Source organism: Psychromonas sp. (assembly GCF_983033635.1).
The window spans coordinates 1-26,545 of the sequence record NZ_CEZLMY010000040.1 but is presented as its reverse complement, the minus strand read 5'-3'; the positions used below and the strand labels follow the sequence as shown (position 1 = coordinate 26,545).

General features: G+C 39.8%; 26 protein-coding genes and 1 pseudogene. 14 read left to right on the top strand and 13 right to left on the bottom strand.

Annotated features, from left to right (window positions below; translation table 11 throughout):
- Nucleotides 1-292 precede the first annotated feature (292 nt).
- Together ppnP and AC4GME_RS07790 are read right to left on the bottom strand one after the other, a co-directional pair.
- The gene (gene ppnP / locus AC4GME_RS07795) at nt 293-580 is read right to left on the bottom strand and encodes a pyrimidine/purine nucleoside phosphorylase (protein ID WP_490376856.1); all 288 of its coding nucleotides are present in this window, start codon (nt 578-580) and stop codon (nt 293-295) included.
- Nucleotides 581-648: 68 nt separating this feature from the next.
- Nucleotides 649-2,565, bottom strand: coding sequence for an ABC transporter ATP-binding protein (locus AC4GME_RS07790; RefSeq protein ID WP_490376857.1), 1,917 nt, complete (start codon nt 2,563-2,565; stop codon nt 649-651).
- 140 nt (nt 2,566-2,705) lie between these two features.
- Between AC4GME_RS07790 and AC4GME_RS07785 the strand changes: the two genes are divergently transcribed.
- Together AC4GME_RS07785 and slyD are read left to right on the top strand one after the other, a co-directional pair.
- Entirely contained in the window at nt 2,706-2,921 is a 216-nt protein-coding gene (locus AC4GME_RS07785) for a YheV family putative zinc ribbon protein (protein ID WP_490376858.1), read from the top strand.
- Nucleotides 2,922-2,947: 26 nt separating this feature from the next.
- Complete coding sequence (gene slyD, locus AC4GME_RS07780; RefSeq protein WP_490376859.1) at nt 2,948-3,577, top strand: peptidylprolyl isomerase; 630 nt, start codon at nt 2,948-2,950, stop codon at nt 3,575-3,577.
- A gap of 108 nt (nt 3,578-3,685) precedes the next feature.
- Here slyD and AC4GME_RS07775 read toward each other — a convergent pair whose 3' ends face one another.
- From AC4GME_RS07775 to bioH, 3 genes are all read right to left on the bottom strand, one after another.
- Nucleotides 3,686-4,105: a hypothetical protein gene (locus AC4GME_RS07775; RefSeq protein WP_490376860.1), complete on the bottom strand. Its 420-nt coding sequence runs from the start codon at nt 4,103-4,105 to the stop codon at nt 3,686-3,688.
- A gap of 11 nt (nt 4,106-4,116) precedes the next feature.
- Nucleotides 4,117-4,404 carry a flagellar basal body rod C-terminal domain-containing protein gene (locus AC4GME_RS07770; RefSeq protein ID WP_490376861.1) on the bottom strand — a complete coding sequence of 96 codons (288 nt, stop codon included), beginning with the start codon at nt 4,402-4,404 and terminating at the stop codon, nt 4,117-4,119.
- Nucleotides 4,405-4,494: 90 nt separating this feature from the next.
- The gene (gene bioH, locus AC4GME_RS07765) at nt 4,495-5,268 is read right to left on the bottom strand and encodes a pimeloyl-ACP methyl ester esterase BioH (RefSeq protein WP_490376862.1); all 774 of its coding nucleotides are present in this window, start codon (nt 5,266-5,268) and stop codon (nt 4,495-4,497) included.
- Nucleotides 5,269-5,351: 83 nt separating this feature from the next.
- Here bioH and AC4GME_RS07760 point away from each other — a divergent pair.
- The 3 genes and pseudogenes from AC4GME_RS07760 to nfuA form a co-directional block, all read left to right on the top strand.
- Nucleotides 5,352-5,489: pseudogene (locus tag AC4GME_RS07760) on the top strand (double zinc ribbon domain-containing protein); the annotation flags it as partial.
- 126 nt (nt 5,490-5,615) lie between these two features.
- Nucleotides 5,616-6,056 (top strand): ComF family protein, encoded by a 441-nt coding sequence (locus tag AC4GME_RS07755; RefSeq protein WP_490376868.1) that lies wholly within the window; start codon nt 5,616-5,618, stop codon nt 6,054-6,056.
- Nucleotides 6,057-6,154: 98 nt separating this feature from the next.
- Nucleotides 6,155-6,736 (top strand): Fe-S biogenesis protein NfuA, encoded by a 582-nt coding sequence (gene nfuA, locus AC4GME_RS07750; RefSeq protein WP_490376863.1) that lies wholly within the window; start codon nt 6,155-6,157, stop codon nt 6,734-6,736.
- A 95-nt stretch (nt 6,737-6,831) separates the two neighbouring features.
- Here the strand turns inward: nfuA and AC4GME_RS07745 are convergent, their stop codons facing one another.
- Nucleotides 6,832-9,534: a family 14 glycosylhydrolase gene (locus tag AC4GME_RS07745; protein ID WP_490376864.1), complete on the bottom strand. Its 2,703-nt coding sequence runs from the start codon at nt 9,532-9,534 to the stop codon at nt 6,832-6,834.
- A gap of 688 nt (nt 9,535-10,222) precedes the next feature.
- Here AC4GME_RS07745 and AC4GME_RS07740 point away from each other — a divergent pair.
- Complete coding sequence (locus tag AC4GME_RS07740) at nt 10,223-11,998, top strand: DEAD/DEAH box helicase (RefSeq protein ID WP_490376865.1); 1,776 nt, start codon at nt 10,223-10,225, stop codon at nt 11,996-11,998.
- A 163-nt stretch (nt 11,999-12,161) separates the two neighbouring features.
- On the opposite strand, the gene glmU is transcribed toward AC4GME_RS07740, so the two are convergent.
- On the bottom strand, nt 12,162-13,523 hold the full coding sequence (gene glmU / locus AC4GME_RS07735; RefSeq protein WP_490376866.1) for a bifunctional UDP-N-acetylglucosamine diphosphorylase/glucosamine-1-phosphate N-acetyltransferase GlmU: 1,362 nt from the start codon (nt 13,521-13,523) through the stop codon (nt 12,162-12,164).
- 225 nt (nt 13,524-13,748) lie between these two features.
- Between glmU and nadE the strand changes: the two genes are divergently transcribed.
- Nucleotides 13,749-14,588 carry an NAD(+) synthase gene (gene nadE / locus AC4GME_RS07730; RefSeq protein WP_490376867.1) on the top strand — a complete coding sequence of 280 codons (840 nt, stop codon included), beginning with the start codon at nt 13,749-13,751 and terminating at the stop codon, nt 14,586-14,588.
- A gap of 235 nt (nt 14,589-14,823) precedes the next feature.
- Nucleotides 14,824-15,936, top strand: a complete 1,113-nt coding sequence (gene asd / locus AC4GME_RS07725; protein ID WP_490377824.1) for an aspartate-semialdehyde dehydrogenase — start codon at nt 14,824-14,826, stop codon at nt 15,934-15,936.
- 112 nt (nt 15,937-16,048) lie between these two features.
- Here the strand turns inward: asd and gpsA are convergent, their stop codons facing one another.
- The 4 genes from gpsA to AC4GME_RS07705 form a co-directional block, all read right to left on the bottom strand.
- A complete protein-coding gene (gpsA, locus tag AC4GME_RS07720; RefSeq protein WP_490377823.1) occupies nt 16,049-17,053 on the bottom strand; it encodes an NAD(P)H-dependent glycerol-3-phosphate dehydrogenase in 1,005 nt (334 codons plus the stop codon).
- A 22-nt stretch (nt 17,054-17,075) separates the two neighbouring features.
- A complete protein-coding gene (gene secB / locus AC4GME_RS07715; RefSeq protein WP_490377822.1) occupies nt 17,076-17,558 on the bottom strand; it encodes a protein-export chaperone SecB in 483 nt (160 codons plus the stop codon).
- Between the two features lie 68 nt (nt 17,559-17,626).
- On the bottom strand, nt 17,627-17,878 hold the full coding sequence (grxC, locus tag AC4GME_RS07710) for a glutaredoxin 3 (RefSeq protein ID WP_490377821.1): 252 nt from the start codon (nt 17,876-17,878) through the stop codon (nt 17,627-17,629).
- 2 nt (nt 17,879-17,880) lie between these two features.
- On the bottom strand, nt 17,881-18,309 hold the full coding sequence (locus tag AC4GME_RS07705) for a rhodanese-like domain-containing protein (RefSeq protein WP_490377820.1): 429 nt from the start codon (nt 18,307-18,309) through the stop codon (nt 17,881-17,883).
- 221 nt (nt 18,310-18,530) lie between these two features.
- Between AC4GME_RS07705 and gpmM the strand changes: the two genes are divergently transcribed.
- From gpmM to panM, 4 genes are all read left to right on the top strand, one after another.
- Nucleotides 18,531-20,060 carry a 2,3-bisphosphoglycerate-independent phosphoglycerate mutase gene (gene gpmM / locus AC4GME_RS07700; protein WP_490377819.1) on the top strand — a complete coding sequence of 510 codons (1,530 nt, stop codon included), beginning with the start codon at nt 18,531-18,533 and terminating at the stop codon, nt 20,058-20,060.
- Nucleotides 20,061-20,223: 163 nt separating this feature from the next.
- Nucleotides 20,224-21,375, top strand: coding sequence for a murein hydrolase activator EnvC family protein (locus AC4GME_RS07695; RefSeq protein WP_490379202.1), 1,152 nt, complete (start codon nt 20,224-20,226; stop codon nt 21,373-21,375).
- Between the two features lie 225 nt (nt 21,376-21,600).
- Nucleotides 21,601-22,413 (top strand): divergent polysaccharide deacetylase family protein, encoded by an 813-nt coding sequence (locus tag AC4GME_RS07690; RefSeq protein WP_490378673.1) that lies wholly within the window; start codon nt 21,601-21,603, stop codon nt 22,411-22,413.
- 13 nt (nt 22,414-22,426) lie between these two features.
- Nucleotides 22,427-22,849, top strand: a complete 423-nt coding sequence (gene panM / locus AC4GME_RS07685; protein ID WP_490378674.1) for an aspartate 1-decarboxylase autocleavage activator PanM — start codon at nt 22,427-22,429, stop codon at nt 22,847-22,849.
- Nucleotides 22,850-22,912: 63 nt separating this feature from the next.
- On the opposite strand, the gene AC4GME_RS07680 is transcribed toward panM, so the two are convergent.
- Together AC4GME_RS07680 and dusA are read right to left on the bottom strand one after the other, a co-directional pair.
- A complete protein-coding gene (locus AC4GME_RS07680; protein WP_490378675.1) occupies nt 22,913-23,521 on the bottom strand; it encodes a DUF4136 domain-containing protein in 609 nt (202 codons plus the stop codon).
- Nucleotides 23,522-23,554: 33 nt separating this feature from the next.
- On the bottom strand, nt 23,555-24,547 hold the full coding sequence (dusA, locus tag AC4GME_RS07675) for a tRNA dihydrouridine(20/20a) synthase DusA (protein ID WP_490379201.1): 993 nt from the start codon (nt 24,545-24,547) through the stop codon (nt 23,555-23,557).
- Between the two features lie 445 nt (nt 24,548-24,992).
- Here dusA and AC4GME_RS07670 point away from each other — a divergent pair, with 445 nt between their 5' ends.
- Together AC4GME_RS07670 and AC4GME_RS07665 are read left to right on the top strand one after the other, a co-directional pair.
- Nucleotides 24,993-25,427: a transcriptional repressor gene (locus AC4GME_RS07670; RefSeq protein WP_490377765.1), complete on the top strand. Its 435-nt coding sequence runs from the start codon at nt 24,993-24,995 to the stop codon at nt 25,425-25,427.
- Nucleotides 25,428-25,498: 71 nt separating this feature from the next.
- A complete protein-coding gene (locus AC4GME_RS07665) occupies nt 25,499-25,963 on the top strand; it encodes a chemotaxis protein CheX (protein WP_490377766.1) in 465 nt (154 codons plus the stop codon).
- Nucleotides 25,964-26,545: the final 582 nt, after the last annotated feature.

The window sequence follows — 26,545 nt, the reverse complement described above, 5'->3', positions numbered from 1 at the left end:
CTTTCGTTCTCAGTCATTAGGCGTTGTGCCCCGTGTCTGTGGGGTCGCATTATAGGGATTGAAGAAGCATTGGCAAGTGTTTATTTGTATTTATTTCAATTAAATGAGCAAGCGATTATTTAACAGTCAATACGCCTATTTATCATCTAAATAACGATGCTTTTTTAACTGCTGGATATGATTATTTTCTTCAGTGGTTATATCTTTATTAGCCTGGAGTGGCGTTTTTCCAAATTGCAGCCATAAAAAAAGGAGCTTTCGCTCCTTTTTTTATCATTAATCTTTGTTACTGCTATTTTTCGTAAAGACAAAGGTATGCAGTTTGTACTTTTACCTTAACATCAAAGCTCACATTTGCTTCTACTTCGAATGTTTCACCCGCATTAAATGTTTTCCACTCCGTGGCACCAGGCAATTTTACCGTTAAATCACCGCTTACCACTGTCATGTACTCTTTAGCATCTGTGCCGAATGTGTAATCACCGACTTCCATTACACCAACTGTTGCTGGCAATGTTTCACTTTGGAATGCAATTGATTGTACATTACCATCGAAATATTCATTAGTTTCAAAACTCATCATCTTTCCTTATTATATTGCGGTTATTTTACGTGATTATGGACAAGACAAATTTAAAACTCAAGTTGTTAAATTTCCACTTCAAATTCAGCTTGCATTCGTTCAATGGCTTCTTGCGCATCCATCCAGTTCATTTCCGCTTCTTCAAGCAGCTCTTTAATTTCTCTCTGATTTTTTAACAATTCAGTTAAACGCGCTTTTTCAGAATGTTCATATAATGAAGAATCTGTAAGCTTCTTTTCAAGATCTTCAAGCTGCAGACTAAATTTGTCCATTAACTTTTCTGTATTCGTTAACTGTTTTTTATAAGGCGTTAATTTTTTGCGAAATTCTGCTTCAAGACGTTTTTGCTCTTTACGGTTAACGTTGGGCGAGCTGTTTTTTTCAATATGTTGAGCTGGTTGCTTTTCAATTCGCTGTTGCTCAGATAACCATTGATGATAATCATCTAAATCACCAATAAAAGGTTCAACTTTCTGGTCGTGTACTAAATACAAGTCATCTGTTGTTGTTCGTAATAGATGCCTGTCATGCGAAACAACCACCATCGCTCCTTCAAATTCTTGTAATGCTAAAGTTAAAGCATGACGCATCTCTAAATCAAGGTGGTTAGTTGGCTCATCGAGTAATAACAGGTTGGGTTTTTGCCACACTAACAGCGCTAAGACTAAGCGTGCTTTCTCGCCACCTGAAAATGGTGCTACTTTCTCTAGGGCTTTATCTCCTTGGAAACCAAAACTACCTAAGAAGTTTCGTAAAGGTAACTCTTTTTCTTCTGGTGCCAGACGCGATAAATGATCAAGCGGCGTTTCATCTAAACGCAAAAATTCTAATTGGTGCTGTGCAAAATAACCAATCTTGGCATTTGGATTAATCTCTAACTTACCTGAAACCGGTGTTAGCTCATTTGATAACAATTTAATGAGTGTTGATTTACCTGCGCCATTTCGCCCTAACAATCCGATACGGCTTCCCGGCACTAGGTTTAATTTAATTTGATCGAGGATAAGCAGATCATCATAACCAGCACTTACCTTTTCTAAGGTTAATAGTGGCATCGGCAATGCGTCGGGCTCTCTAAACGAAAAACTAAACTGACTATCTATATGTGCAGGTAATAGCTCTTCCATTTTTTCAAGCGCTTTAATACGGCTTTGCGCTTGTTTTGCTTTACTCGCTTTATAACGAAAACGGTCGATATAACTGTGCATATGACTTATTTGTTTTTGCTGCTTTTCATATGAACTTTGCTGTTGTGCCAACTTTTCTGCACGTTGACGTTCAAAACTTGTGTAATTACCGGTGTATTCATGAAGTTGTTGCTGCTCAATATGAATTATCTTATCCACTACGGAATCAATAAAGTCACGGTCATGTGATATTAACACTAATGTTCCGTCATATTGGCGTAACCATTTTTCTAGCCAAATTACGGCATCTAAATCAAGGTGATTGGTTGGCTCATCAAGCAATAGGAGATCGGAAGGACAAAGCAGCGCTTGCGCTAAGTTTAAACGCATACGCCAACCACCTGAAAAATCACTCACGGAACGCCCCTGCGCCTGCTGTGAAAATCCTAGACCAGCAAGTAATTCCGCTGCCCGTGATTCGATAGTATACCCGCCGGCATTATCGAGCAGGATATGCATTTCGGCGATCTTAGTGCCATCGTTTTTACTTTCGGCATCACTGAGTTTTTGTTGCAGCAATCTAAACTCACTGTCGCCATCAATCACATACTGCAATGCATTTTTATCTAATGCAGGCGTTTCTTGTGCCACACAAGCAATACGCCAATGAGCCGGAATTGTTATATCACCATTATCAACGTGGCTTTCATTCTTTAACAGAGTAAAAAAACTCGATTTACCACAGCCGTTTGCCCCAACTAAACCGACCTTTTGACGCGGATTAATTGTTGCACTGGCATTTACCAGTAAAGGCTTACCGCCACGTATGAATTCAATATTACTAGCAACAATCATAAATAAAATTTCTCAATCTAAAGATAAGGCAAAAAAATAGGAGGGATAATAGCGGACTTTGCAAAGTTGAGCCATAGCCACTGTTAATGAAACGTTATTTGTTTACCATTGGCAAATCATTAACTATATAGATGCTTGAAATGGTCTTATCAAAAACAAAAAAGCGTTTTATTGCCGGCGCAAGGTGTCCAAAATGCAACACACTTGACACTGTTGCGCTGACATTAGAAAATACACTTGAAACGCTAACTTGTGTGCAATGTGGTTACACTCAAACCCAAACGCCAAAACAAGCAACCGCCGCGACGCGTCAATTTGAACAGATGATCGGTTTATTTGATCCTTCTGATGATTGAAAAAATTAATAATAGTGAGAAATACAATGAAAATTAAAAATGATTTAGTGGTTTCAATCCACTTTGGTGTTGCTGAAGTTGATGGTAATGCGTTAGATAGTACAGAGAATGGCGCACCACTTGAATATATTCAAGGCTCAAATTATTTAGTTCCAGGTTTGGAAACTGAATTAGAAGGTAAAGAGGCCGGTTATAAATTTGATATCAAACTAGAGCCAGAACAAGCATACGGTCCATTCCAAGAAGCACTAGTACAGGAAGTTCCGCGCTCTTTATTTGAAGGTGTGGATGAGATTGAAGTTGGCATGTCATTTCAGGCAGAAACCGATCAAGGCCCTCGTACAGTTGAAGTAACAGAAGTTACTGAAGAAAACGTCAGTATTGATGCAAATCACCCGCTTGCAGGTATGTCTTTGCAGTTTGTCGGTGAAGTTGTCGGCATTCGAGAAGCAACGGCGGAAGAGCTAGAACACGGCCATATCCACCAGAATGGCGGATGTTGTGGCGGTCATGATCATGAAGAAAAAGCAGATCATGAGTGCTGTGGTGGTGATACCAGCAAACATGCTGAAGGTGAAAGCTGTTGTGGCGGCCATGGTCATGAAAAGAAAAAGGAAGAAGCTGCTCCAGAAGGTTGTTGTGGCAGCTGCCATTAATCTTTCTTGCTAAAAATGATTGAATTACGTAACGATTGTAAATCGCTGCTGTAATTCAATCTATCTCCACTTTTTACAGCGCCAGACTTAAACTAAAAGGCAATATCACTATATTGCATAAGAGATTTTCGGATCGGGCAATGGACTGACCGCATTTTTATATCGCGCCTGAATAACTGAAATAACCAGTTTAAAATCCTTAATGGCAACTAATTGCGTATCGCCACTCTCTGAGTCAGAAGTAAAAAGCTCCCCTCGCCGAACAAAAAATTGAGAACGCCTTTGATCTGATGAAGAGTTTTGATGTGAAGGTTGATCTGCACTCTGCTTACCTTCATCTTGAATGATGCCGCGCGCTTGATCTGAAAATTGGGTGCGGCTCTCCTCGTCGCGCATTTTTGTATAAGAGGAGATGATCTCTGTTTTTGGAATAACCGGTTTGATTAAATTATCACGCTGTAAGCTTTCCGTTGGCGGATGAAACGGAACAGCAATAGCGGGAGGAAGATGCGCGTTGATATTAACCATAATGGTTAATCTTAAACGCTGGTATTAATTAATGTGCCGAGCATCTCATCAGCAGTACTGATAACTTTTGCTGATGCTTTCGCTTGAAACTCTGCAACCTTTAAATTAACCAACTCAGTGGTTAAAGAAATGGGTGCTCGCTCAGCAGATGGAGATCGACTCTCCGATGGCTCCTGATTTTCCGTCATACCTATTTCTGCAATACCCGCATGGGCGATCCGAGAACTTGCGTTACTCAGCTGAGCAGATGCATCTAGAAAGCCAGTCAGACCAGAACTGTAAGCAGAACGAACATCCATAAATCACCTTATTACCTTCAATAGTTAAACACATACCCTACATAAAAAGTATGGCACTATCTTAACAGAAATAAAGTAATTGGTTAATATTTAATCAAGTATAAAATTTATTACGCTTTGATTAAATTTATCTGTTTCACTAATAAATGGCGCATGTGCCGAATTTTTAAATACTTTTTGTTCCGCATCAGGTAACAGTTGATGCATATTGATACTTGTTTGCAAGGGCAGCAGGCTATCAAACTGACCAAAAAGTGATAAACATGGCACAACAATCTGAGCAAATTCTTCGCGCAGGTCACTCTCATTAAGCAGATCTAAACCTGCTAATAAAGCTTTTGTATCAGCTTGCTCTGTCTCTGCTAGAAGTTTTTTCAAGGTTGATACATCTTTACGAGCACTCGCGCAGCCCATCGCTTGAATGCCGATAAAACGCCCTAATGTTTTATCCCTGTTTGCCTGCAGACCAAGCTTGAAATTATCAAAAACAGAAGATTCAACCCCCGGCCAACTCGCTTCGCTAACAAACTTAACAGAGCTGCAAACTTGAATTAATTTAGTTACTTTTTCAGGATAAATATAACTGGCATAGGTTGCCACTAAACCACCTAGCGACCAACCACACCAAGTCGCTCGTTCAGGCAGCACTTCAAGAATGGCTTCAATAATTGTTTGTAGTGTATATTCCGATAAGCCTTTGCTTTCCCCAAATCCTGGTAAATCAACCAAGTACAAACGAAAATGCTGACTTAACTGCTCAACAACTGGCTCCCAAACAACCGAATTCACTCCCCAGCCATGCAATAACACTAGATTTTCGCCTTGACCAATAACTCGACAATGCACTGCTTGTTCTATACTCACGGTTTCTCTCTTTGTTCAGGTTAAAGCTCTTGAATTCAGCTTTGCAATTAATACAACAAAAATTTAGGCGCCTTATTGAGCTTATGTTACCCGCTCAATGTCTGTTATGCCATTTACCAAGCAATGATAAACTTATCTGCGAGCATTGCCAAAAAGTCTTGTTGAAACCAAGATCCTGTTGTCAACATTGCGGTTTATCGCTACTAATATCGCAACCATTTTGCGGGGACTGTATAAAACAATCACACCTATTTACGCAACTGCATGCACTAGCTGATTATCAAGTACCTTTTTCAATATTAATAAAACAACTTAAATATAAAAAGAACTTGCTTGCAGGTGAATTGTTGGGGCAATTGATAACTCAATCAATCACCCGACATTTCACCAATACTGAGATTCAACAAATTGATTATTTACTGCCTGTTCCATTACATCATAAAAAACAGAGACAACGTGGTTTTAATCAAACACAGCTGCTTAGCCATCTAATATCAAAGCAACTGACCATTCCTATTTTGCTTGAAACGGTCAAGCGCCATAAGCAGACCACGGCTCAAGAGGGACTCTCTTTACAAAAAAGAAAGAAAAACCTAAATAATGCCTTTTCAATTACCCCCGATCGAGTAAATACCTTAAAAGGTACTTACATTGTCATTATTGATGATGTGGTAACCACAGGTGCAACTGTAAACAGTTTATGCCAACTTTTATTACAGGCAGGTGTTAAACAAATTGATGTTTGGTGCATCTGCAGAACAGCATTACCTGCACAAAAGAACAGATAAATAAGCTGTATTTAAAATAATCTACACTCTTTACTTTCTTCTTAGTATTAATCCCCGCTATAATGCCTGAGTAAATGACTCAAGATTAAGGCGAAATAATGATTGAAATCACTCCTGTTGCACAAGCACATTTTAAAAAGTTACTTGAACCACAAAAAGAAGGCACAGGCATTCGTGTGTTTGTTATTAACCCAGGTACGCCAAAAGCTGAGTGCGGCGTTTCGTACTGCCCTCCAGAAGCGGTTGAAGGCAGTGATATGCGATTAAACTTTGATGGATTTGACGCGCTAGTTGATGACGTTAGCCAGGCCTTTTTAGAAGAAGCTTTTATCGACTTGGTCGAAGAAGAAACGGGGACACAGCTAACGCTTAAAGCACCTAACGCAAAAATGCGTAAAGTAAAGGATGATGCTCCATTACTTGAACGTGTTGAATATGTTATTCAGGTGCAAATAAACCCACAATTAGCCAGTCACGGTGGTTTTATTAAACTGATTGAAATTACTGATGATAATGTTGCAATTATTGAATTTGGCGGTGGTTGTAACGGTTGTTCTCAGGTTGATTTAACCTTAAAAGAAGGAATCGAGAAGGAACTTTTAGAAGAGTTTTCTGGCGAATTAAATGCAGTTCGTGATATCACCGAGCATCAAAGTGGCGATCACTCATTTTATAAATAAGTTTAAAACTAGTAGTAGTGATCTTGACGCCTGCCCGCAAAAAACGAGAGTATATTTTATAAAGATACTCTCGTTTACTGCAATTAGATTAACAGTTAGATAGATCTGTTTACCAGAGATTTAAGCTGCGCCAGAGGAAGCTTACTCTCATCAAAGAAGTTCTGCATCCGTAACAAGGTGATTCCGCCATACCCTGGGTTACGGGTTAACGCCCGTTCCATCTGCTGCCACCCCTGTTCGCCATAAAGTTCACCAGCCAGTGCGTTCTCTCCCATTAACTCGACTCCGGCTTCATGGGCCGCATCTGCCATCCAGTTGACCAGATCTTCTGCTCGGGAATAACCCTCATGATCTTTGTTTATCATCTCCAGACAGGTAAAGTGAACGACCACTCGCGATAAATACTCTTCAGGGATGATCCCTTTTAGCAACTGTAAATATTCACCTGCATTTTTATGGTTCAGATTTGGGTGTACTCGAATTAATCCCGCTGATATTTCAGCCGCACGCGGCATTTTAGGATCGCTAATTTCCCAATGAATACCTGGGATTTTAATCCCTATCGGAACATTAATATAATCACTATCTGTAAAGAGTTTTAACACACCATCAAGAACCTGACGTCCATGCTGTACCAGCTTTGCGTTATACCAGATCAGTAACTCTCTACCCCACGCACTATAAATATATTTTTTGTTCTCAAATAAACTATCGGCACTCGGCATAGTGATCTCATCAAAACTACGATGCTGCGTACCAAAGGTAAAGTTAAGTGCCGCAATCGTGCTGAATTTATTGCGCAGATAGGTCAGCCAATCGCGCTGTGCAAGCGGGCTGTAACACTGTAACGTTCCACGGTTAGGGTAGTCCCCCCAGTCATGCGCATTATAGCTTGGATAACGTAATTCTCCTGCAGGCCCCATACTGATATTTATTTCGTCAATCAGATGCGCTTGTTCCCGGTAATGATCTCGGAATGCCTGCACAAAAGCTAAATAATAAGGCAATACATAAGGATCGGCCCACAATGAAACATACTCCATTGAGGCATCACCTGTTTCGCTTACATACTGCAGATCGCGAACAGACTCAATGTCCTGATGTTGCTCGAGTAATTTACCCCATAACCATAAAGGAATGGTCTGATTAAAATCGTCATTAACATTACCACCCGCCTGGTGAAAGGACAAAATGGGCACCCAATGCATATTATTATCTTCAAGCACCTCAACAAGCCGATCATAATAACTCCAGTCAAACTCACCTGGATGGCGCCCCTCAATAAGTCCCCACCACAGATCCGTTGAAACCGCCGTGACGCCAGCTTCACGCAGAACATTAAGTTCTTGGGCAAATAACTGCCAATTTTCCTCATCAAGCAACTGCTTTTGATTCGCTACTTTTAAGTGCAAAGGCGCCATTACTCGGAAAGACTTACGAGCAGAGCCTTGGTACTGCCCCTGCGCATATTTCAACCGCCCAAACTGACGCAATCGAGCACAGCCGATACCATCATCCTCACTCAAAATATCCAAATCACGCAAGCTCCAACCACAGAATGTATCTTGCTTCATTACTCTTTTTAATAACTTTTCCCATTCAGTGTGCTGGTCTAATTTCACCTGTTGGCTATTTTCAGTAATAAGTTGAATATTAAGATCTTGAGCTGCTGAGATAAGTGCAGAATGATTTTGCTGAGTTAACTCATCCAACCCGCAAATAAGTAAACGAGTACGGGACTTCCAAGGCCCGTTAAGTAAACGGTTAAAGCTGTGATGCCAGTTGTTTTTTTGTGTTTGCTGATCTGCAAATAACTGTGGTGATAATCCTGACAGCAATTCAGCTACTTCAGCACTGTTTTTAAGCTCAGGTAAATGAAGCGCAAAACGTAAACCAAGTGTGGTTTTTTGCCATTGCTTGTTAAATACGCTATCGGCCAGAGCAAGTAATCGCTGGCCATGGTCGATAAGACTCTGATGATACCAGCGAATAAAATAATTAAACGCATCACTCGCACTCTCGAGCTCTTGATGCGAAGTTTGTAAATAACTTAGCTGCTGATCGAAAAAATCATCGCTCATTAGTTGCTGATATAAATATTGCTCTTTAAGTGCCGGCTCAGTTAGCGCCTGCCGCTCAATAAACTGCTTGAAATCCGCTTTGGCCGCAACGCTAAAACAAGGAAGCTGAATAAAATCAGGGCCTTCACTATAAAGCCCCAGAAAAGGATAACGCAGCTCTCCTTCAGGTCCTGCGCCTAAATTAATATGGGGAATATGTTCAGAGAGATCCGAAAAGTGCTGCTGGAAACCAGATAATAAACGCTCAAAATATGGCAAGACCAGCTCATCACTCCACAAAGATGTTGCTGCAAAACTATCTTGGCCATAACTATCAATATATTTAATACTTTCAGTCGCATCATCGGATAACTCTTTAATCAACAGCCCCCACAACCAGTCTGGTAGCAGGTTTAACAAGCCTGAATCTTTTAAACCAGTTGCCGCAAAATGAAACTCTGGAATAACTTTTAGCCCGTGCTTAATGCAGATATCAATCACCTGCCGGTAACTTTCCCAATTAGCTTGCTGCTCGGCACCATTTGGCCCATAGGGTTCAACAATTCGCCAGCTAATAGGTAAAATGACCGCATCAACTCCTAAAGATTTAGCACGTTTCAGTTGTTTTAAAAAGACACTGTTCCAGGGATTATTAGATTTACTCAACACACCCACACGACGATTAAAGGTCGCTGGCATATGAATCCAAACTTGCAACGCTTTTTGTGCATTAACCACAGTTACATTCCTTAACTATTAGTAATTATTATCCGGAAAAACATATAGTACAATAATGTGACTTCAACCATTAGTCCTCCTCCTTGCTTCTACGCCCCCTAAACCAGGTAAATGTTTATTTCTCTTAAAGGTTAATTCACCTATGTAATCAGCAGCTTATCGATAGATTTAAATAAATAATGAGTTTTAAACTGAATTATATAGATTCCTGATTAGCACCATTCTTCAGATAAGTAACGATTAATAGGGATAAACAAAGCAACGATAGGGAAAATAGAATAATTTTATCTTTAAAATAAAGTAACGCCTGCACACTCAGCATGTTATGACTCAAAAGTGCTAGCTATTAAAAATATTTATAACGTTTATAGCAAAAAAAAGATTGGCAAGTTTTTTATTTCAAAACAGGACAGGAGCACCTTTTTTCTTGTAATTTTGGGCGCGACATCAAAATAACACGAGCATTTAGTGAGCAGATCGAGTAGAATGCGCCACCCTCGCAAAAGGATCACCCTTTAAACAATGCGAATATTCAGATTTTACCTACTTACGCGGTTAATAACGCGAGAATTAATAGATGATTTCAGTAACTTAACTGGAATGATTGATGTGACGTAGGTATAGGCTGAATTTAGTGTATTTAAGTTACGCCTTAAATACAGATTTAAACTGAACTCATGAGGCCACTATGTCAGAGTCAACAAACACAGAACAAACAGAACTAGCAATTAACTTTAAAGATTTAAACCTACCAGAAGCACTTAATAATATCGTTTCTGAATTAGGTTACGAAACGCCATCACCTATCCAAGCTCAATGTATTCCTCTCCTATTGGAAGGCAAAGATGTATTAGGTCTTGCACAAACAGGTACAGGTAAAACGGCGGCATTCGCATTACCTTTATTAGCTAACATTGATCTTACATCGAAAAAACCACAAGTATTAGTATTAGCGCCGACGCGTGAACTTGCTATTCAAGTAGCAGAAGCATTTCAAACTTATGCCCGTCATTTACGTGGTTTCCATGTTATGCCAATTTACGGTGGTCAAAGCTACAACATTCAGTTCAATCAATTGAAACGTGGCCCTCAAGTTGTTGTCGGTACGCCAGGTCGCATAATGGATCACCTCAAACGTAAAACACTAGATCTTTCAAACCTAACGACACTAGTGCTTGATGAAGCGGATGAAATGTTACGTATGGGTTTCATTGATGATGTCGAAACGATCATGAAAGAGATGCCTGAGAAACGTCAAACTGCACTTTTCTCAGCAACAATGCCAGATCAAATCAAACGCATTACTAAACGTTACATGAACAACCCGACTGAAGTTAAGATTAAAGCTAAAACTTCAACAGTTGAAAACATCGAACAGAAATGCTGGATTGTCCGTGGTGTAAATAAACTTGATGCCTTAACACGTATGCTTGAAACTGAAGAGTTTGATGGCGTAATTATCTTTGCTCGCACTAAAACAGCAACGGTTGAGTTAGCTGAACGTTTAGAAGCGCGCGGTTACCGCAGTGCTGCCTTAAACGGTGATATGAACCAGCAAACGCGTGAACGTACTATTGCACGTTTAAAATCGGGTGGTTTAGATATATTAGTGGCAACAGATGTTGCGGCTCGTGGTCTGGATGTAGAACGTATAAGCCTGGTTGTGAACTACGATATCCCGACAGATACAGAGTCTTATGTTCACCGTATCGGTCGTACCGGTCGTGCTGGCCGTAAAGGGAAAGCGATTTTATTCGCAGCCCCGCGTGAGCGTCGCTTATTACAAGCTATTGAACGTGCTACTCGCCAAAAAATCGCCATCATGGATCTGCCGACACATGATGAAGTCACCAAAACCCGTATTGCAAACTTTGAAACACAAGTTGCTGCAGTATGTGAAAGCGAAGATCTTTCTTTCTACCGCACTTTATTCGAACAGATTGAAAACAACAGTGAGCTTGAAGAATTAGATTTAGTTGCTGCGCTTCTATATATGGCGCAAAAAGATAAACCATTACAGCCTGTTGAAGAGAAGTTTGTTGAGCCTCGTTCAAATGATCGCAGCTTTGACCGTGGTGATCGTAATGATCGTGGACGTCGTGATCGTAGCGATCGCGGTGATCGTAATGATCGTGGTGATCGTGGACGTGATCGTAATGCTAGCAATGATCGCAATGATCGCAATGATCGCGGTGGTGATAAACCACGCGGTCGTGGACGCCCAACAGATGTTGAATTAGAAACTTACCGCTTAGATGTTGGCCGTTCGCACGGTGTGCAAGTTAAAAACATTGTCGGTGCAGTTGCTAATGAAGCAGATATCAACAGTCGTTTCATTGGTGACATCAAAGTAAGTGATGATCACTCAACAATTGAATTACCAAAAGGTATGCCGGCTGAAACACTGAAACACCTTGAAAATGTTTATGTTTGTAAACGTCAGTTGAAAATTAAAAAGAACTAATTAGTCGTTCTTTATATTAATTTTTAAATCTAGGGTGCTGTTTAGCACCCTTTTTTATGCCCTGAAGATAAGCCAGTTAATGCGATTGGTTTAATTAAACGGATTGGGGTAAGAGGGAAAAAAGAGAAAATGGGGCAAAACAGAAGTTCACCCCGGGTTATTATTATTTCTTTTTCGTTGGTCGCTGCCAGCCGTTGATATTACGCTGCTTAGTACGCGAAACAGCTAGTGCATTAGCTGGTACATCACTAACAATTGTCGAACCGGCAGCTGTAGTTGCACCGTTACCGACAGTAACAGGCGCAATTAACTGGCAGTCTGAACCAATAAAAACATCATCACCAATATTGGTATGGAATTTATTCGCACCATCATAATTACAAGTAATAGTGCCGGCGCCAATATTAACGTTACGGCCTAATGTACTATCGCCAATATAACTTAAATGCCCACATTTAGTGCCGTTACCAAGTGTTGATTTTTTTATCTCAACAAAGTTACCAATATGCACCTCTTTTTCGATAACAGTTTCAGGGCGAATACGCGCAAATGGACCGATCGTCGCATTTTCACCAACTTGACTAGCTTCAATAATGGAATTAGGTGCAATTTCAGCATTAGCTTCAATATCACAATCGATTAAAATACAGTTTGCCCCAATTACGACACCATCACCCAAATTAACCTTGCCTTTAATAATCACATTGATATCAATTTCAACATCTTGACCGCAGGTCAGCTCACCACGCAGATCAAAACGGGCTGGATCACGTAACATTACACCAGATAATAACAATTCATTGGCTTTTTGTAGCTGGTATGAACGCTCTAATTGAGCAAGTTGTAAGCGTGTATTGACACCTTCCACTTCCACTGCACTTTCAGGATGAACTGCACGGATAACACGCCCTTCCTGGTGTGCCATTTTAATAATATCGGTGATGTAATATTCATTAGCGGCATTATCATCACTTAATGCGGGTAACCAACGAGATAGATCTTGAGAATTTGCAACCAAAATCCCCGTATTTATCTCTTTAATATCTAATTGTGCTTGAGTAGCGTCTTTCTGTTCAACTATGCCCACCACATCACCATTTACACGTTCAATACGCCCATATCCTGTAGGGTTTTCTAACTCGACCGTTAATAACCCGATACCATCTTCAGGTTGGGCTGCAATTAAGCGTTGTAACGTTTCTGCCGAAAGCAGTGGTACATCACCGTAAACCATTAATATTTTTTCATCTTCTTTAAAATGAGGTTGCGCAATTTGCATCGCATGACCAGTTCCTAATTGCTGAGTCTGCTTAATCCAATTTAAATGCTCTTCAGAGATTTTCTCCTGCATCTGCTCACCACCGTGACCATAAATCAGGTGTATATTCTCTGCGCCAATGCCTTTAACGGTATCAATAACATGTTGCACCATTGGTTTATCTGCAATTTTATGAAGTACTTTTGGAAGAGCAGAACACATACGCGTGCCTTTACCAGCAGCAAGAATAACAACACTTAAAGACATAATTGAAACCTTAATAAATAGTATAATGAAGCACTTATTTTAACGGACTTTCTAATCAGAACGAATAAGAAAATAGCAATGCACTGTTTTTTACATTAATTAATATGAAATAATTAGCAAAAACATAAAATACTGAGATTAATATCTGTTTTCACTATAAAAAATGAGCACTTTTTTGCATAATCTTAATGCAGATGATTAACCAGCAAATAATAGGCCGTTTTAATGAAACAAAAAATATTACAAGAGATGCGTGTTTTACCGAGCATCGATATTGATAACGAAATTCAGCGTCGCATCGACTTCATCAAAACTAAACTGCAACAAGCTTTTTGCTATACCCTAGTGTTAGGTATCAGTGGTGGTGTTGATTCAAGTACAGCAGGCCGTTTATGCCAATTGGCGATTGAGCAACTTAATAAAGCAGAGAACAGTGATAAATATCAGTTTATTGCCGTACGTTTGCCTTATGCCGTGCAAAAAGATGAAGATGAAGCACAATTAGCATTGCGCTTTATCCAACCGTCACATTGTGTCTCGGTTAATGTACAAACAGGTGCAGATGGCATCCATGAAAGTACTATCGCTGCGCTGCAAAACAGCCAAGTTGATATTTCTGAAAACAGCAATTTGGATTTTGTTAAAGGCAATGTTAAAGCGCGTATGCGTATGATTGCACAATATGAAATTGCAGGTTTAACGGGCGGTTTAGTGGTCGGCACTGACCATAGTGCAGAAAACATTACCGGTTTTTACACGAAACATGGCGATGGCGCATGTGATTTAGCCCCTTTATTCGGTTTAAATAAACGCCAAGTACGCGCCTTAGCCAAACATCTCGGTGCACCAGCACTATTGGTAGAAAAAGCACCGACTGCAGACCTAGAAGAAGATAAACCGCAACTCGAAGATGAAGTCGCACTTGGCATGACCTACAATCAAATTGATGATTTTTTAGAGGGCAAGCAAGTACCTCAAGAGATTGAAGATAAACTGATCGCTATCTATTTACGCACACAACACAAACGCTTGCCAATTCCAACAATTTACGATTACAGCATCTAATACCAAATCCACTAATTATCTATTCATTTAATTAGTGGAATTGGTATAACTATTTTTAATAAAAAAAACAAAATTCTAGGATCGCTTAAATAGTGTTCCTGTTTTTCTGCATATTTATTCATCTAGATCAGTCAAAAAACTAGCCAGAACAAACCTGATAATGGTAAATTCAACACTAGGTTAATGATTAACCGAATACTCTTTTCTCTTTTTAAACTTTAAGGAATGTTGGACCATGAAAAAAGTTGGTTTAGTTGGATGGCGCGGTATGGTTGGCTCTGTGCTTATGCAAAGAATGCGTGATGAAAATGATTTTGCAACGATTGAGCCTGTGTTTTTCACCACCTCACAAGTAGGCCTGGCTTCACCTGAAATAGGTAAACCAACAGATACATTAAAAGATGCCTTCGCTATCGAAGAGTTGGCAAAAATGGATATCGTTTTAACCTGTCAAGGTGGCGATTACACCAACGAAGTTTACCCTAAACTGCGCGCGGCTGGTTGGAATGGTTACTGGATTGATGCTGCATCTTCACTACGTATGAAAGACGACAGCATTATTGTATTAGACCCTGTAAACAAAGATGTTATCAAACAAGGTTTAACGGATGGAGTTAAAACTTACGTAGGTGGTAACTGTACCGTTTCATTATTATTAATCGCACTTGGTGGTCTGTTTGAGCAGGACCTTATTGAGTGGGTAACACCGCATACTTATCAAGCGGCTTCTGGTGCTGGTGCACGTAACATGCGTGAATTAATTAGCCAAATGGGCTCAATTAAAGACGTTGTTGCTGATAAACTGGCAGATCCTGCTTCTGCAATTTTAGAAATTGATCAGCAAGTTGCTGAACATATCCGCAGTGATGCCCTGCCGACAGAGCAGTTTGGTGCACCTTTAGCGGGCAGTTTGATCCCTTGGATTGATGTGCCGATGCCTTCAGGTCAAAGTAAAGAAGAGTGGAAAGCACAAGTTGAAGCGAACAAAATATTAGGCACGAGTGATAATCAGACACCAATCGACGGTTTATGTGTGCGAATTGGCGCAATGCGCTGCCATAGTCAAGCAATCACCATGAAACTGAAAAAAGATGTTTCTGTTGCTGAAATCGAAAATATTTTAGCGTCTCACAATGAGTGGGTTAAAGTGATCCCAAATGAACGTGATATTACCGTACAAGAGCTGTCTCCAGCAAAAGTAACAGGCACATTAAGCGTACCTGTCGGCCGTATCCGTAAACTTGCAATGGGCCCTGAATATGTAAGTGCGTTTACAGTCGGTGACCAATTATTGTGGGGAGCCGCAGAGCCACTTCGCCGTATGCTGAATATTTTACAAGAGTCGTAATATAAAGGCGTTAGGAAATTGCAAAAGGCTTCTTACTCGAAGCCTTTTTTATTTGAGACAAAAAAATACCCTTGTAAAAAGGGTATCTGATGATTTTGCAAAAGGTCAGAAGTTATTCACCTTTTTTGCTACGAGACAATAAATCCATCGCGGCCTCTTTCACGCCTTTACCTTGATAAAGTACGTAATAGATTTGTTCACATATCGGCATCTCAATGCCTACGCGACCGGCTAAGTTATAAACTTCTTCAGTATTACGGTAACCTTCGACCACTTGACCAATTTCAATTTGCGCTTCTTCAATGCCCTTACCTCGACCTAAAGCAAGTCCAAAACGACGATTACGCGATTGGTTATCAGTACAGGTTAAAACTAAATCACCTAAACCTGCCATCCCCATAAATGAAGATTCTTTTGCACCAAGCGCGACACCTAAGCGTGTTAATTCAACTAAGCCGCGTGTGATAAGAGCAGTACGAGCATTGGCTCCAAAACCTAACCCGTCAGCTAGGCCGGCACCAATAGCAATGACATTTTTAACCGCGCCACCTAATTGTACCGCCGTAAAATCATCTGAAATATATGCTCTGAAATTGCGCTTATTATGGAATAGATCCGCCAGATCCTGAGTAAACTGCTCTTGGGTACCCGCAACTGCAACCGCAGTCGGTAAACCTTTTGCCACTTCCATCGCAAAGGTTGGCCCGGAAATAACCGCTAACGGGTAGTTTTCCCCCAGTATATCAGTGGCAACTTCTTGCAATAAACGTCCAGTCTGCGCTTCTAACCCTTTTGTCGCCCAGGCAATCCGATGTTCAGGTCTGAGAAATGGCTTTATTTGCTGTAATACAATTGCAAACACATGGCTTGGTACAACCAGTAAAATATTGCGTGTTGAAGCTAAGCAAGTCGCTAGATCAACTTCCGCAGTTAATAGTTCAGGAAAGTCAATATTGGGTAAAAACTCTTTATTTTCGCGATCCTTTTGCAGGCGCTCAATATGATCTTCTTCATGCCCCCAAATCAGTGTTGGGTGACCATTTCGTGCCAAAGATACAGCAAGGGCGGAGCCATATGACCCCGCCCCCAATACTGTAATGGCTGTTTTATCTGCCATTTAAATACCTATTTAATTTAGACTATGAGTCTAATTTAGCTGCTTCAGCTTCTTTGCTTGCTTCAGCTTGTTTACTTAGAATTGCTTGTTGGAAAAGTGCATCAAAGTTAACTGGCGCAAGGTTTAACTGTGGGAAAGTACCACGAGTAACAAGATTTGCCACAGCTTCACGTGCGTACGGAAATAAGATGTTCGGACAAAATGCGTTTAAGCAATGTGCCATTTGCGCGCCTTCTAACTGACCAACAGAGAAAATACCCGCTTGTTGAACTTCACATAAAAATGCAACGTCTTCACCAACTTTTGCAGTTGTTGTTAAAGATAAAACAACTTCAAATACACCCTCTTCTAATTTTGTGCTTTTTGTATCGATATCCATTGATACTTCAGGCGCCCACTCTTTTTTAAAGATAGTTGGAGAGTTTGGGCACTCAAAAGAGATATCTTTTACATATACACGTTGGATATTAAATTCAATTTGTTGTTGAGTCTGTTCTTCTGACATTGTTAATCCCTTATAAGGTTATTTATATTATTGAATAACTACTGCAGTTTATTATTTCTGCTTAATAGTTACTTTTCTAGTAATTTATCAAGTTTGCCACTTCGTTCTAAGGCATAAAGTTCGTCACAACCACCCAGAGCTTGATTATCAATCAAAATCTGCGGAACAGTTGTTCCCCCAGTTAGTGCAACCATCTTAGCGCGAACAGCTGGTTTAGAGACATTAATCTCGGTGTAGTTAACTTTTTTATTATCCAACAACTTTTTAGCTCTAATACAATAAGGACACCAAGTTGTTGTATATATAATCACTGCGCTCATATTTATTTCTTTGTGGTTGGTAAATTTTCAGATGTCCAACCACTCATGCCTGAAAGCAGGTTATTTACTTGAGTAAAACCAGCTTTAAGCAATTTAGCTGCAGCACTTGAAGCACGAGCACCTGATTCACAGACTAGTATAATGGGGGTCTCTTTATGATTTTCAATCTCTGTGAAGTTTCCTTGCTCAATTTGTGACAGAGTTATATTTTTTGCGTCTATAATATGCCCTTTTTTGTATTCATCAGACGATCGAACATCAACAATAATGGCATTTTGTTTATTAATCATTAATGTCGCTTGTTGCGTAGTGACACTTTTTACACCCGTTAATTTATCTTTTACAAGACTATGCACCAGCATAACGGCAATCACTAGCCATGCAATTGATAACATCGGATTATTGGAAAAAAAATCTATATATTCTTGCATAATTTAGGTTCATCTCTGTAGCGTTAGGAAAATTTTGCAATGAGTATACCTTGTGAAACAGAGAAGAAAAGGCAAAGACTTTTATCCTTAGCTATAAAATGGGGAAATTTAGGCAATTTTACTCACTATTGAGTTGTATACAGGCTTTTTCAGTGACAACGACAATGAATGTTGTAAAATCTATCTCCATATCTTAAATATTAATGTCAAAGAGGTTTCATATGACTAATGCTAAAAAACCACTCGTTTTATTAATTATGGATGGCTGGGGATACCGCCCAAATATGCCAGACAACGCTGTAGCAAATGCTAATACACCAGTGCTTGATCAACTATGTAAAGATTACGCAAACGATCTTATTTCAGCATCTGGTATGGATGTTGGTTTACCTGACGGTCAAATGGGTAACTCTGAAGTAGGCCATACAAATATTGGTGCTGGTCGTACGGTTTACCAAAACCTAACTAAAGTAACGAAATCTATCCTTGACGGTGATTTTTTTGAAAATGCAGCTTTTGTTACAGCGGTTGATAAAGCAGTTGCAGCAGGTAAAGCAGTTCATATTATGGGTCTTGCTTCACCAGGCGGCGTACACAGCCATGACAGTCATATCTTAGCTGCGATTGAATTAGCAGCTAAACGTGGTGCAAAAGAGATTTTAGTACACGCATTCTTGGACGGTCGTGATACACCACCACGCAGCGCGGCAGGCACTCTGGCTAAATTTGAAGAAAAGTATGCAGAAGTTGGCGTTGGCCGTACTGCAACATTAGTAGGCCGTTACTACTCAATGGATCGAGATAACCGCTGGGAACGTGTTGAAGAAGCATATGACTTATTAACACAAGCGAAATCAGAATACACAGCAGACTGTCCGCTTGTTGGTTTAGAGAATGCTTACGCTCGTAACGAAAATGATGAGTTTGTAAAAGCAACTGTAATTGGCGAAAAAGCAGCTATTCAAGATGGTGATGCAGTTTTATTCTTAAACTTCCGTGCTGACCGTGCGCGAGAATTAACTTACACTTTCACTGATGCAAACTTCTCCGGTTTTGAACGAGCAGCAACACCAGATATTAACTTTGCTACATTAACTGAATTTGCAGCTGACATTACAGCACCTGCGGCTTTCCAAAGTGAAGAATTAACTAATACACTAGGTGAATGGCTAGCCAATCATGGTAAAACACAACTACGTATTTCAGAAACTGAGAAATACGCACACGTTACTTTCTTCTTTAACGGCGGTGTTGAAGATGAATTCGCCGGTGAAAAACGTACCCTTATCAACTCACCTGCTGTTGCAACATATGATATGCAGCCTGAAATGAGCTCAGTAGAACTGACTGAGAAATTAGTAGCTGCTATCAAGAGCTGTGAATACGACGTTATTATCTGTAACTACCCGAATGGCGATATGGTTGGTCATACTGGTGTTTACAATGCAGCTGTGAAAGCTTGTGAAGCCGTTGACAGTTGTGTCGGTGAAGTTGTAGCTGCACTGAAAGAAGTAGATGGTGAGTGTTTAATCACTGCCGACCACGGTAATGCAGAACAGATGATCGATCCGGCAACTGGAGGCATCCATACTGCACATACTAACTTGCCAGTACCGTTGATCTACGTTGGTCGTGATGCTGATATTGCAAAAGATGGCCGTTTGTGTGATCTGGCACCAACGATGCTGAAATTAATGGATATGGAAATCCCTGCAGAAATGTCAGGTACGCCACTTATTTCATTTAAATAGTATTAATAGCTCAGTATTTAGTTATTTCACTCAACTTATCTTTATAAAGTGGGTAGAATTTCTAAATACTGAATTGTTACAAAATAAGTGTAGAAAATTGATGAACAGCATAAATCTTTGCAAAAATATCAACATTAAAGCAGTTTTCCTTAACGGCTTATTCTTGCTATCTATTTTTAGCCTGCCACTGCAAAGCAGTTTTGCAGCCAATGATCTATCAACTATTCAAAAGCAGATAAAAAAAAGTAAAAGCAGCCAGGTTCAACAAACTAAAGAGCAGCAAGCATTAGAAGAACTCGTTGCCGCCTCAGAACAGCAAACGGCAGCTGCTGTACTGCAGGTGCAACAAACAGAAGAAGCGATCGCAGTTGAAAGAACCCGCTTAGCAAATTTGAAAGAACAAACGGTCACTCTCCAAGAAGATAAAATAAAACAGCAAAAACTGCTTGAGCAGCAGCTAATCAGCGCCTATATGGCCGGACAAAATGATCTAATCAAATTATTACTCAATCAAGAAGATCTCAGCCAAATAATTCGCGCAAAAAGTTACTACTTTTACCTTAATAAAGCACGCTTAGAAAGTATTGAGACACTGCAAAATACGCAGGTTCAGCTTGATAAAAATAGAGAAGAGCAAGCCGATTCGCTACTTGCTTTAGAGACAATGCATAAACAACAAAAAGCGATAAAAGAAGAATTAATAGAACAACGCGCACAGCGAACAAAAGCACTACAAGAATTAAAACAGGATTTAAATTATCAAAATGCACGCCTTGCTCAGCTTAATGATGCAGAAGCAAGCTTAAAAGTAAAACTGACAAAAGAGAGAGAAGCACGCCAAGAACGTGAATTAGCAGCCGCGAAAGCTAAAGCGAACAAAAAAATAACACTCAAAAAAGATGATCAAAGCCACTCCAGTATTGCCAAACAACAAGGGCAATTAAAATGGCCAATTCGCGGTAAAGTTTTATCCACTTTTGGCAGCCAACGCAGCAGCCAGGTAAAATGGAAAGGGATTGCCATTGCCGCCAATGAAGGTGAAAAAGTACGTGCAGTTGCAACAGGCCGCGTTTTATTTGCCGGATACTTTAAAGGTTACGGTATGGTAATCGCGCTCGATCACAGTGATAATTACATTACGCTTTACGGATACAATCAAACATTATTACAAAAAACGGGTGATATCGTTTTCCAAGGTGATGCAATCGCACTGGCAGGTCACAGTGGCGGACAGGATAAAAACAGCCTCTATTTTGAACTCAGCCATAAAGGCAAAGCACAAGATCCGATAAAGTGGCTTAAAAAGCGCAGATAATAATCTAAAGTGTAACTACTCAGCACTCCAATGATTTGAAGTGTTTTTATAAAGCAAAGCTGTAAATGCTCAGGGCTAAGCCATTTATGCTGAGTTCAAGGCTAAAAAGCGCAGTTTAGTCGTTTAAATGAGCATTTTTCAACGCGGAAATAAGCTTAAATGGCAACGACCTGAGTAATTACTCTAAAGTTAAGATAGTCAAAACACAGGTAGCAGAAAATAAAGATGCGGCTGACAAGCTTAATAATATTATTGATAGCCTTACTGCAAAGCCAAACTAGCTTTGCAGAAAAAATAGGCGTGCTCTCGATTGTGCTTGATGATATGGGTTACAGTTTAAATGACTTTCAAGCACTTTCCCTACCCAAAGAAATTACCTTTTCCGTTCTTCCTTTTACCCCTCAGGCCAGCCGTTTAGCTGAAAAAGCCCACCAGCAAGGTAGGGAAATATTACTGCACATACCGATGCAAGCAAAAAAGGACAACCATAAGCTAGGTAAAGGTGCATTAATGCTGGATATGCAGGAGAAAGAATTTAAAGCAAAGCTCAAACAGTCACTGCATTCTTTACCCTATGCACAGGGCATCAACAATCATATGGGAAGCACCTTAACCGAGCAGATCAAACCGATGCGCTGGACAATGGAAGTACTGCAGACGCAAGGGTTATATTTTCTAGACAGTCGCACAACTCCGCAAACGATTGCTGAAAGCACCGCAAAAATATCAGGTATTCCAGCATTAAGACGCCATGTTTTTTTGGATAATATTAAAACAGAAGATGCAATGGAGGCACAGTTACAGCGGGCGATTGAATTAAGTCAGCACAATAAAGCCGTGGTTATTATTGCCCATCCTTATCCGGAAACCATCCGTTTTCTTCAACAAAAATTTACAAAGCCAGTTAGCGGTTTTAAACTTATCGCACTTAATCTGCTGATCCCAGAAGCTCAGCGCTTAGTTATGTCACAAAAGAAGTCTGAATTACAGCAAGCGAATAACCTGACAGACTCTAAAGCCTCTTCACAAACACAATAAAAGAATCCAAATTATGCGTTTATCTGTTTTTTCACCTGAAAGTTCATCACAACTGTTAATTGATCTCGGTAAGATTTACCAAAATCTTTTTACTGCAAATCAACTTACTGCAGAGTCATTACTGGCTCTTATTGAAAATGAACAAGCTCAACTCTATGTAACCCTGTTTAATGATCGCCATCTCGGCGCATTACAAGTACAAACAACTGGGAATCAAGCACTACTAAGCTTGTTATCGGTGCGCGATATAACACGCCGTCGAGGTGTCGCTAAAAACCTGCTTCGTGAAGTAGAACAACAACTCAAAAGTGAAGGTGTGGTAGAAGCTAAAATGAACTTAGATGATATAAAAGAGGAAGAAAAAAACGGTCTAACTTTATTTATGCAAACTTGTGGTTATCAGCTTAACAAGGGTGTATTTAGCAAAAACTTATAAGCTTATTTTGATCGCTCTTAGCATAACAAAACCACTGCAAGAGTGGTTTTGTTATTTATGCTATTAACGCCCTGCTTTCGGGAAACTGCCCATCATCAGCTGTAAAATAGCCTGCATACGGTGTGTACTTGGATCGTTTTTATCTTTTTCTAAATCAATAAACCCCTGCATTGCAGAACGCCAGTAAACCTCTTTTAATTCAGCATCTAATACCGCAAGCAAAAATGTACCTTTTTCGTAACGCGGATCTGTCACGATACTTTTGTTCAGACCGGGTACTAAACCAAATTTGTCTTGAATTGTTTTATCCGCAATATCATCTTCTAAAGCAAATAAAAAGCCAATAACAACATCGGCCTGCATCGGATCAGGCTGGTACCGATAGCCTTTTGTTTCTAGGTAAGTAATTAATTCATCTCGAATATAACCTTTAATGGCATTTTCATTGTCATTATTAACAGCAGATAACACGCGATTATACTGCTCATTCCAAGTGAAAGTTGTAAAAGCGGGCAAGACATCTGCAGGTTTTCCACTACTGACAACCGTCATTCGCTCAACTTTTCTTTGCACTTTGGCTTGTTCTATCTGCGACTCTGGTGATGAACTGCTACAAGCAGCAAGCGCGATTAATGAAATAAACAAACTAACGGTTAAAGCGATTTTTTTCATATTTGTCTCCAATGTTGTTAGCTTACAATAAAATTAACTTTCAATAACAAATGAGGCGGCTTTTTCCATTACCTCAATGCCTGCGCCGGGAAGATGTCCATTTTGGCTTAAATGGCGGCGCCACGCTCGCGCACCAGGCAAACCTTGAAATAATCCTAACATATGACGCGCAATATGATTTAAATATGATCCATTACTTAGCTGCTGCTCAATATAAGGATACATTTTTTCCAACACCTCAAAACGGGTTAATATCTTTGACTGATCAGCAAACAGGCGTTGATCAACAGAGCTTAACAGATAAGGATTAGCATAAACTTCTCGCCCAAGCATCACACCATCTAAATGCTGCAGATGTATTTCACATTCATCTAAGGTTTTAATACCACCATTGATCGCAATGGTCAGCTGCGGAAAATCTTTTTTCAGTTGATAAACACGCTCATAATCAAGTGGTGGCACATCACGATTTTGTTTTGGGCTTAAACCACTCAGCCAGGCTTTACGCGCATGCACCACAAAGGTATCACAGCCTTTTTCTGCAACTTTACTGACAAAATCACATAAAAAATCATACGAATCTAAATCATCAATACCGATACGCGTTTTTACTGAGACTGGTAACCCTGTTGCATCAGACATCGCTTTTACAGCGTCACCAACCAGCTCAGCTTCGGACATCAGACAAGCACCGAAACGTCCGTTTTGCACGCGATCTGATGGACAACCTACATTTAAATTGATTTCATCAAAACCGCGCTCTTTTCCTGCTAATGCCGCTTGAGCCAAATCAACAGGCGCAGAACCGCCTAGCTGTAAACAGACCGGGTGTTCAGCATCATCTTTTTGCAGATAATCACCTTTACCGTATAAAATAGCACCTGTTGTAACCATTTCGCTATACAGTAGTGTGTTTTTACTCATTACACGATGGAAGTATCGGCAATGTCTGTCAGTCCAATCGAGCATCGGCGCAATGGAAAAGCGTTGTGATGGGTAAACATTGGTGTTATCTGGGTTTGTCATTGGTATTGCTCACTTTTCTATATGCTAATTTTGTGTTGAATTGCACTTAATATCGTCCTGCAGCACTTCTCGAGCAGGATTATGGCTTTATTTTCTACAGCACTAAACAGTAAATAATTACCATTTTAAAACGGCTGCAATTGTTAAAATAAAGCAGGTAATCATACACACAGAGCCCCATACATTCAAAAGAAAGAGCTTGCGAGGTTTTGGGCTAAAAAAGATCAAGAGTTAGAATAACTTAGCGTTAACAATATCGCGGAACAAATATTATCTTTGGATCAAAAAGGCTAATCCAGCAGCTATATATGTAACACAATATGCCATAAGCGCTAGCTAACAATTATTCATTTCTTCTGTGTAATCCGCTCGCTGTGGTAGCATAGCCTTTATCAGCAAACTAATTGTAATACCCATTTTAATATCTTAACCGTGAGTCACTGTTATGCAGAACCCTTTATTAGAACGTGCTATCGAGATTTGTAAGCAAAAAAAAATTCGCTTCACACCGATACGACAACGCGTATTCCTATTGATGGCAGAGCAAAAAGGGGCAGTAAGCGCTTATGATTTACTTGAGTTATTAAAAAAACATGATGCAAATGCCAAACCTCCCACAATATATCGTGCGTTAGACTTTTTATTAGAAAATCATTTTATTCATCGTATTGAATCGCTAAATGCCTACTTGATGTGTAGCCATTTTGGCTGTGAACACCCGATGCAATTACTGATTTGCGATAGCTGCCATAAAATTATAGGATTAACAGATCCTGTGATAGATGACGCATTTTCGGAGCAAGCTAAACAATCAGGCTTCCAAATTACGAATAAAGTATTAGAAGCCCATGGTATTTGTTATAACTGTCTCTATAATTAATCACTTATACTCATACCACTTGGGTATACTTTAATAAGCTTTCCCGACTAATAAATACAAGTGTATAAACTATGAATGCAGAATTTGTGAATCCTTTTTTATCTTCTTTTATCAACGTGCTACAAACAATGGCGCAAATAGAGATAAAACCGGGAAAACCTAGCCTTAAGAAAGATGCGATTGCACGCGGCGATGTATCAGGTTTAATCGGTATGGTCGGGCCTACAGCTAAAGGGTCTTTTTCAATTAGTTTTGAAAAAAAATTAGCTCTGAATGTTTTCCGCTTAATGGTTGGTGAAAGTGTTGACGATATCTCAGATGATATTACTGATATGCTTGGTGAAATCACCAATATGGTGGCGGGTGGCGCAAAACGCCAACTCGGCGAAAAAGGCTACGAGTTTAGCATGGCAACGCCAGTTGTTGTTTCCGGTCCAAATCATGCGATTAAACACCAAGTTGATGGCTCAAAAGTATTGATGCCTTTTAACTCAGAGCATGGCAACGCATTTATTGAGATCTGCTTTAACCAATAAAACACGCTTTTGCCATTTTTCAAACCTCCCTATCTTACCAGCGGAGGTTTTTTTATGCCTATGCGCTGACCATCAAACTGCTTTTCTTAATTTTCATTATCTAAAAGCACGCAATAAGCAAAAAAAAACCTCTTTACATATGGCTATGCAAAGAGGCTAAAAATAAAACAAAACTAAGGAAAAACTATGAAATTTAACTAGTTCACAGCATTAGTCCACAGTAATTAAAAAAAGTTCACATTATTAATATTTAAATTAATATATTTTCTCCCAATTATCAGCAATTGCGCTATCTACAATCAGAGGCAGCTCTCAATCAGTACATTTATCAGGATAATTTTCATTTTTTTGTATAGGGCCCTTTAAACTCTTCTTTAAATACTGAATAGCACGCATTACCTGCTTGCTGAACCTTTACCAGCCCTTCATATCAGCATAGCCTTTTTCAATAATACCAATCGCATTAATTTTGTAATCTAATACCATTCCGCAAAACTAATTGATCTGTTTTTATATTGGGAAGTGCAGTTTTAACCGCGCAATATCATAGGCGCGACTGAAGAACCAGGGTTCGCAGAGCTT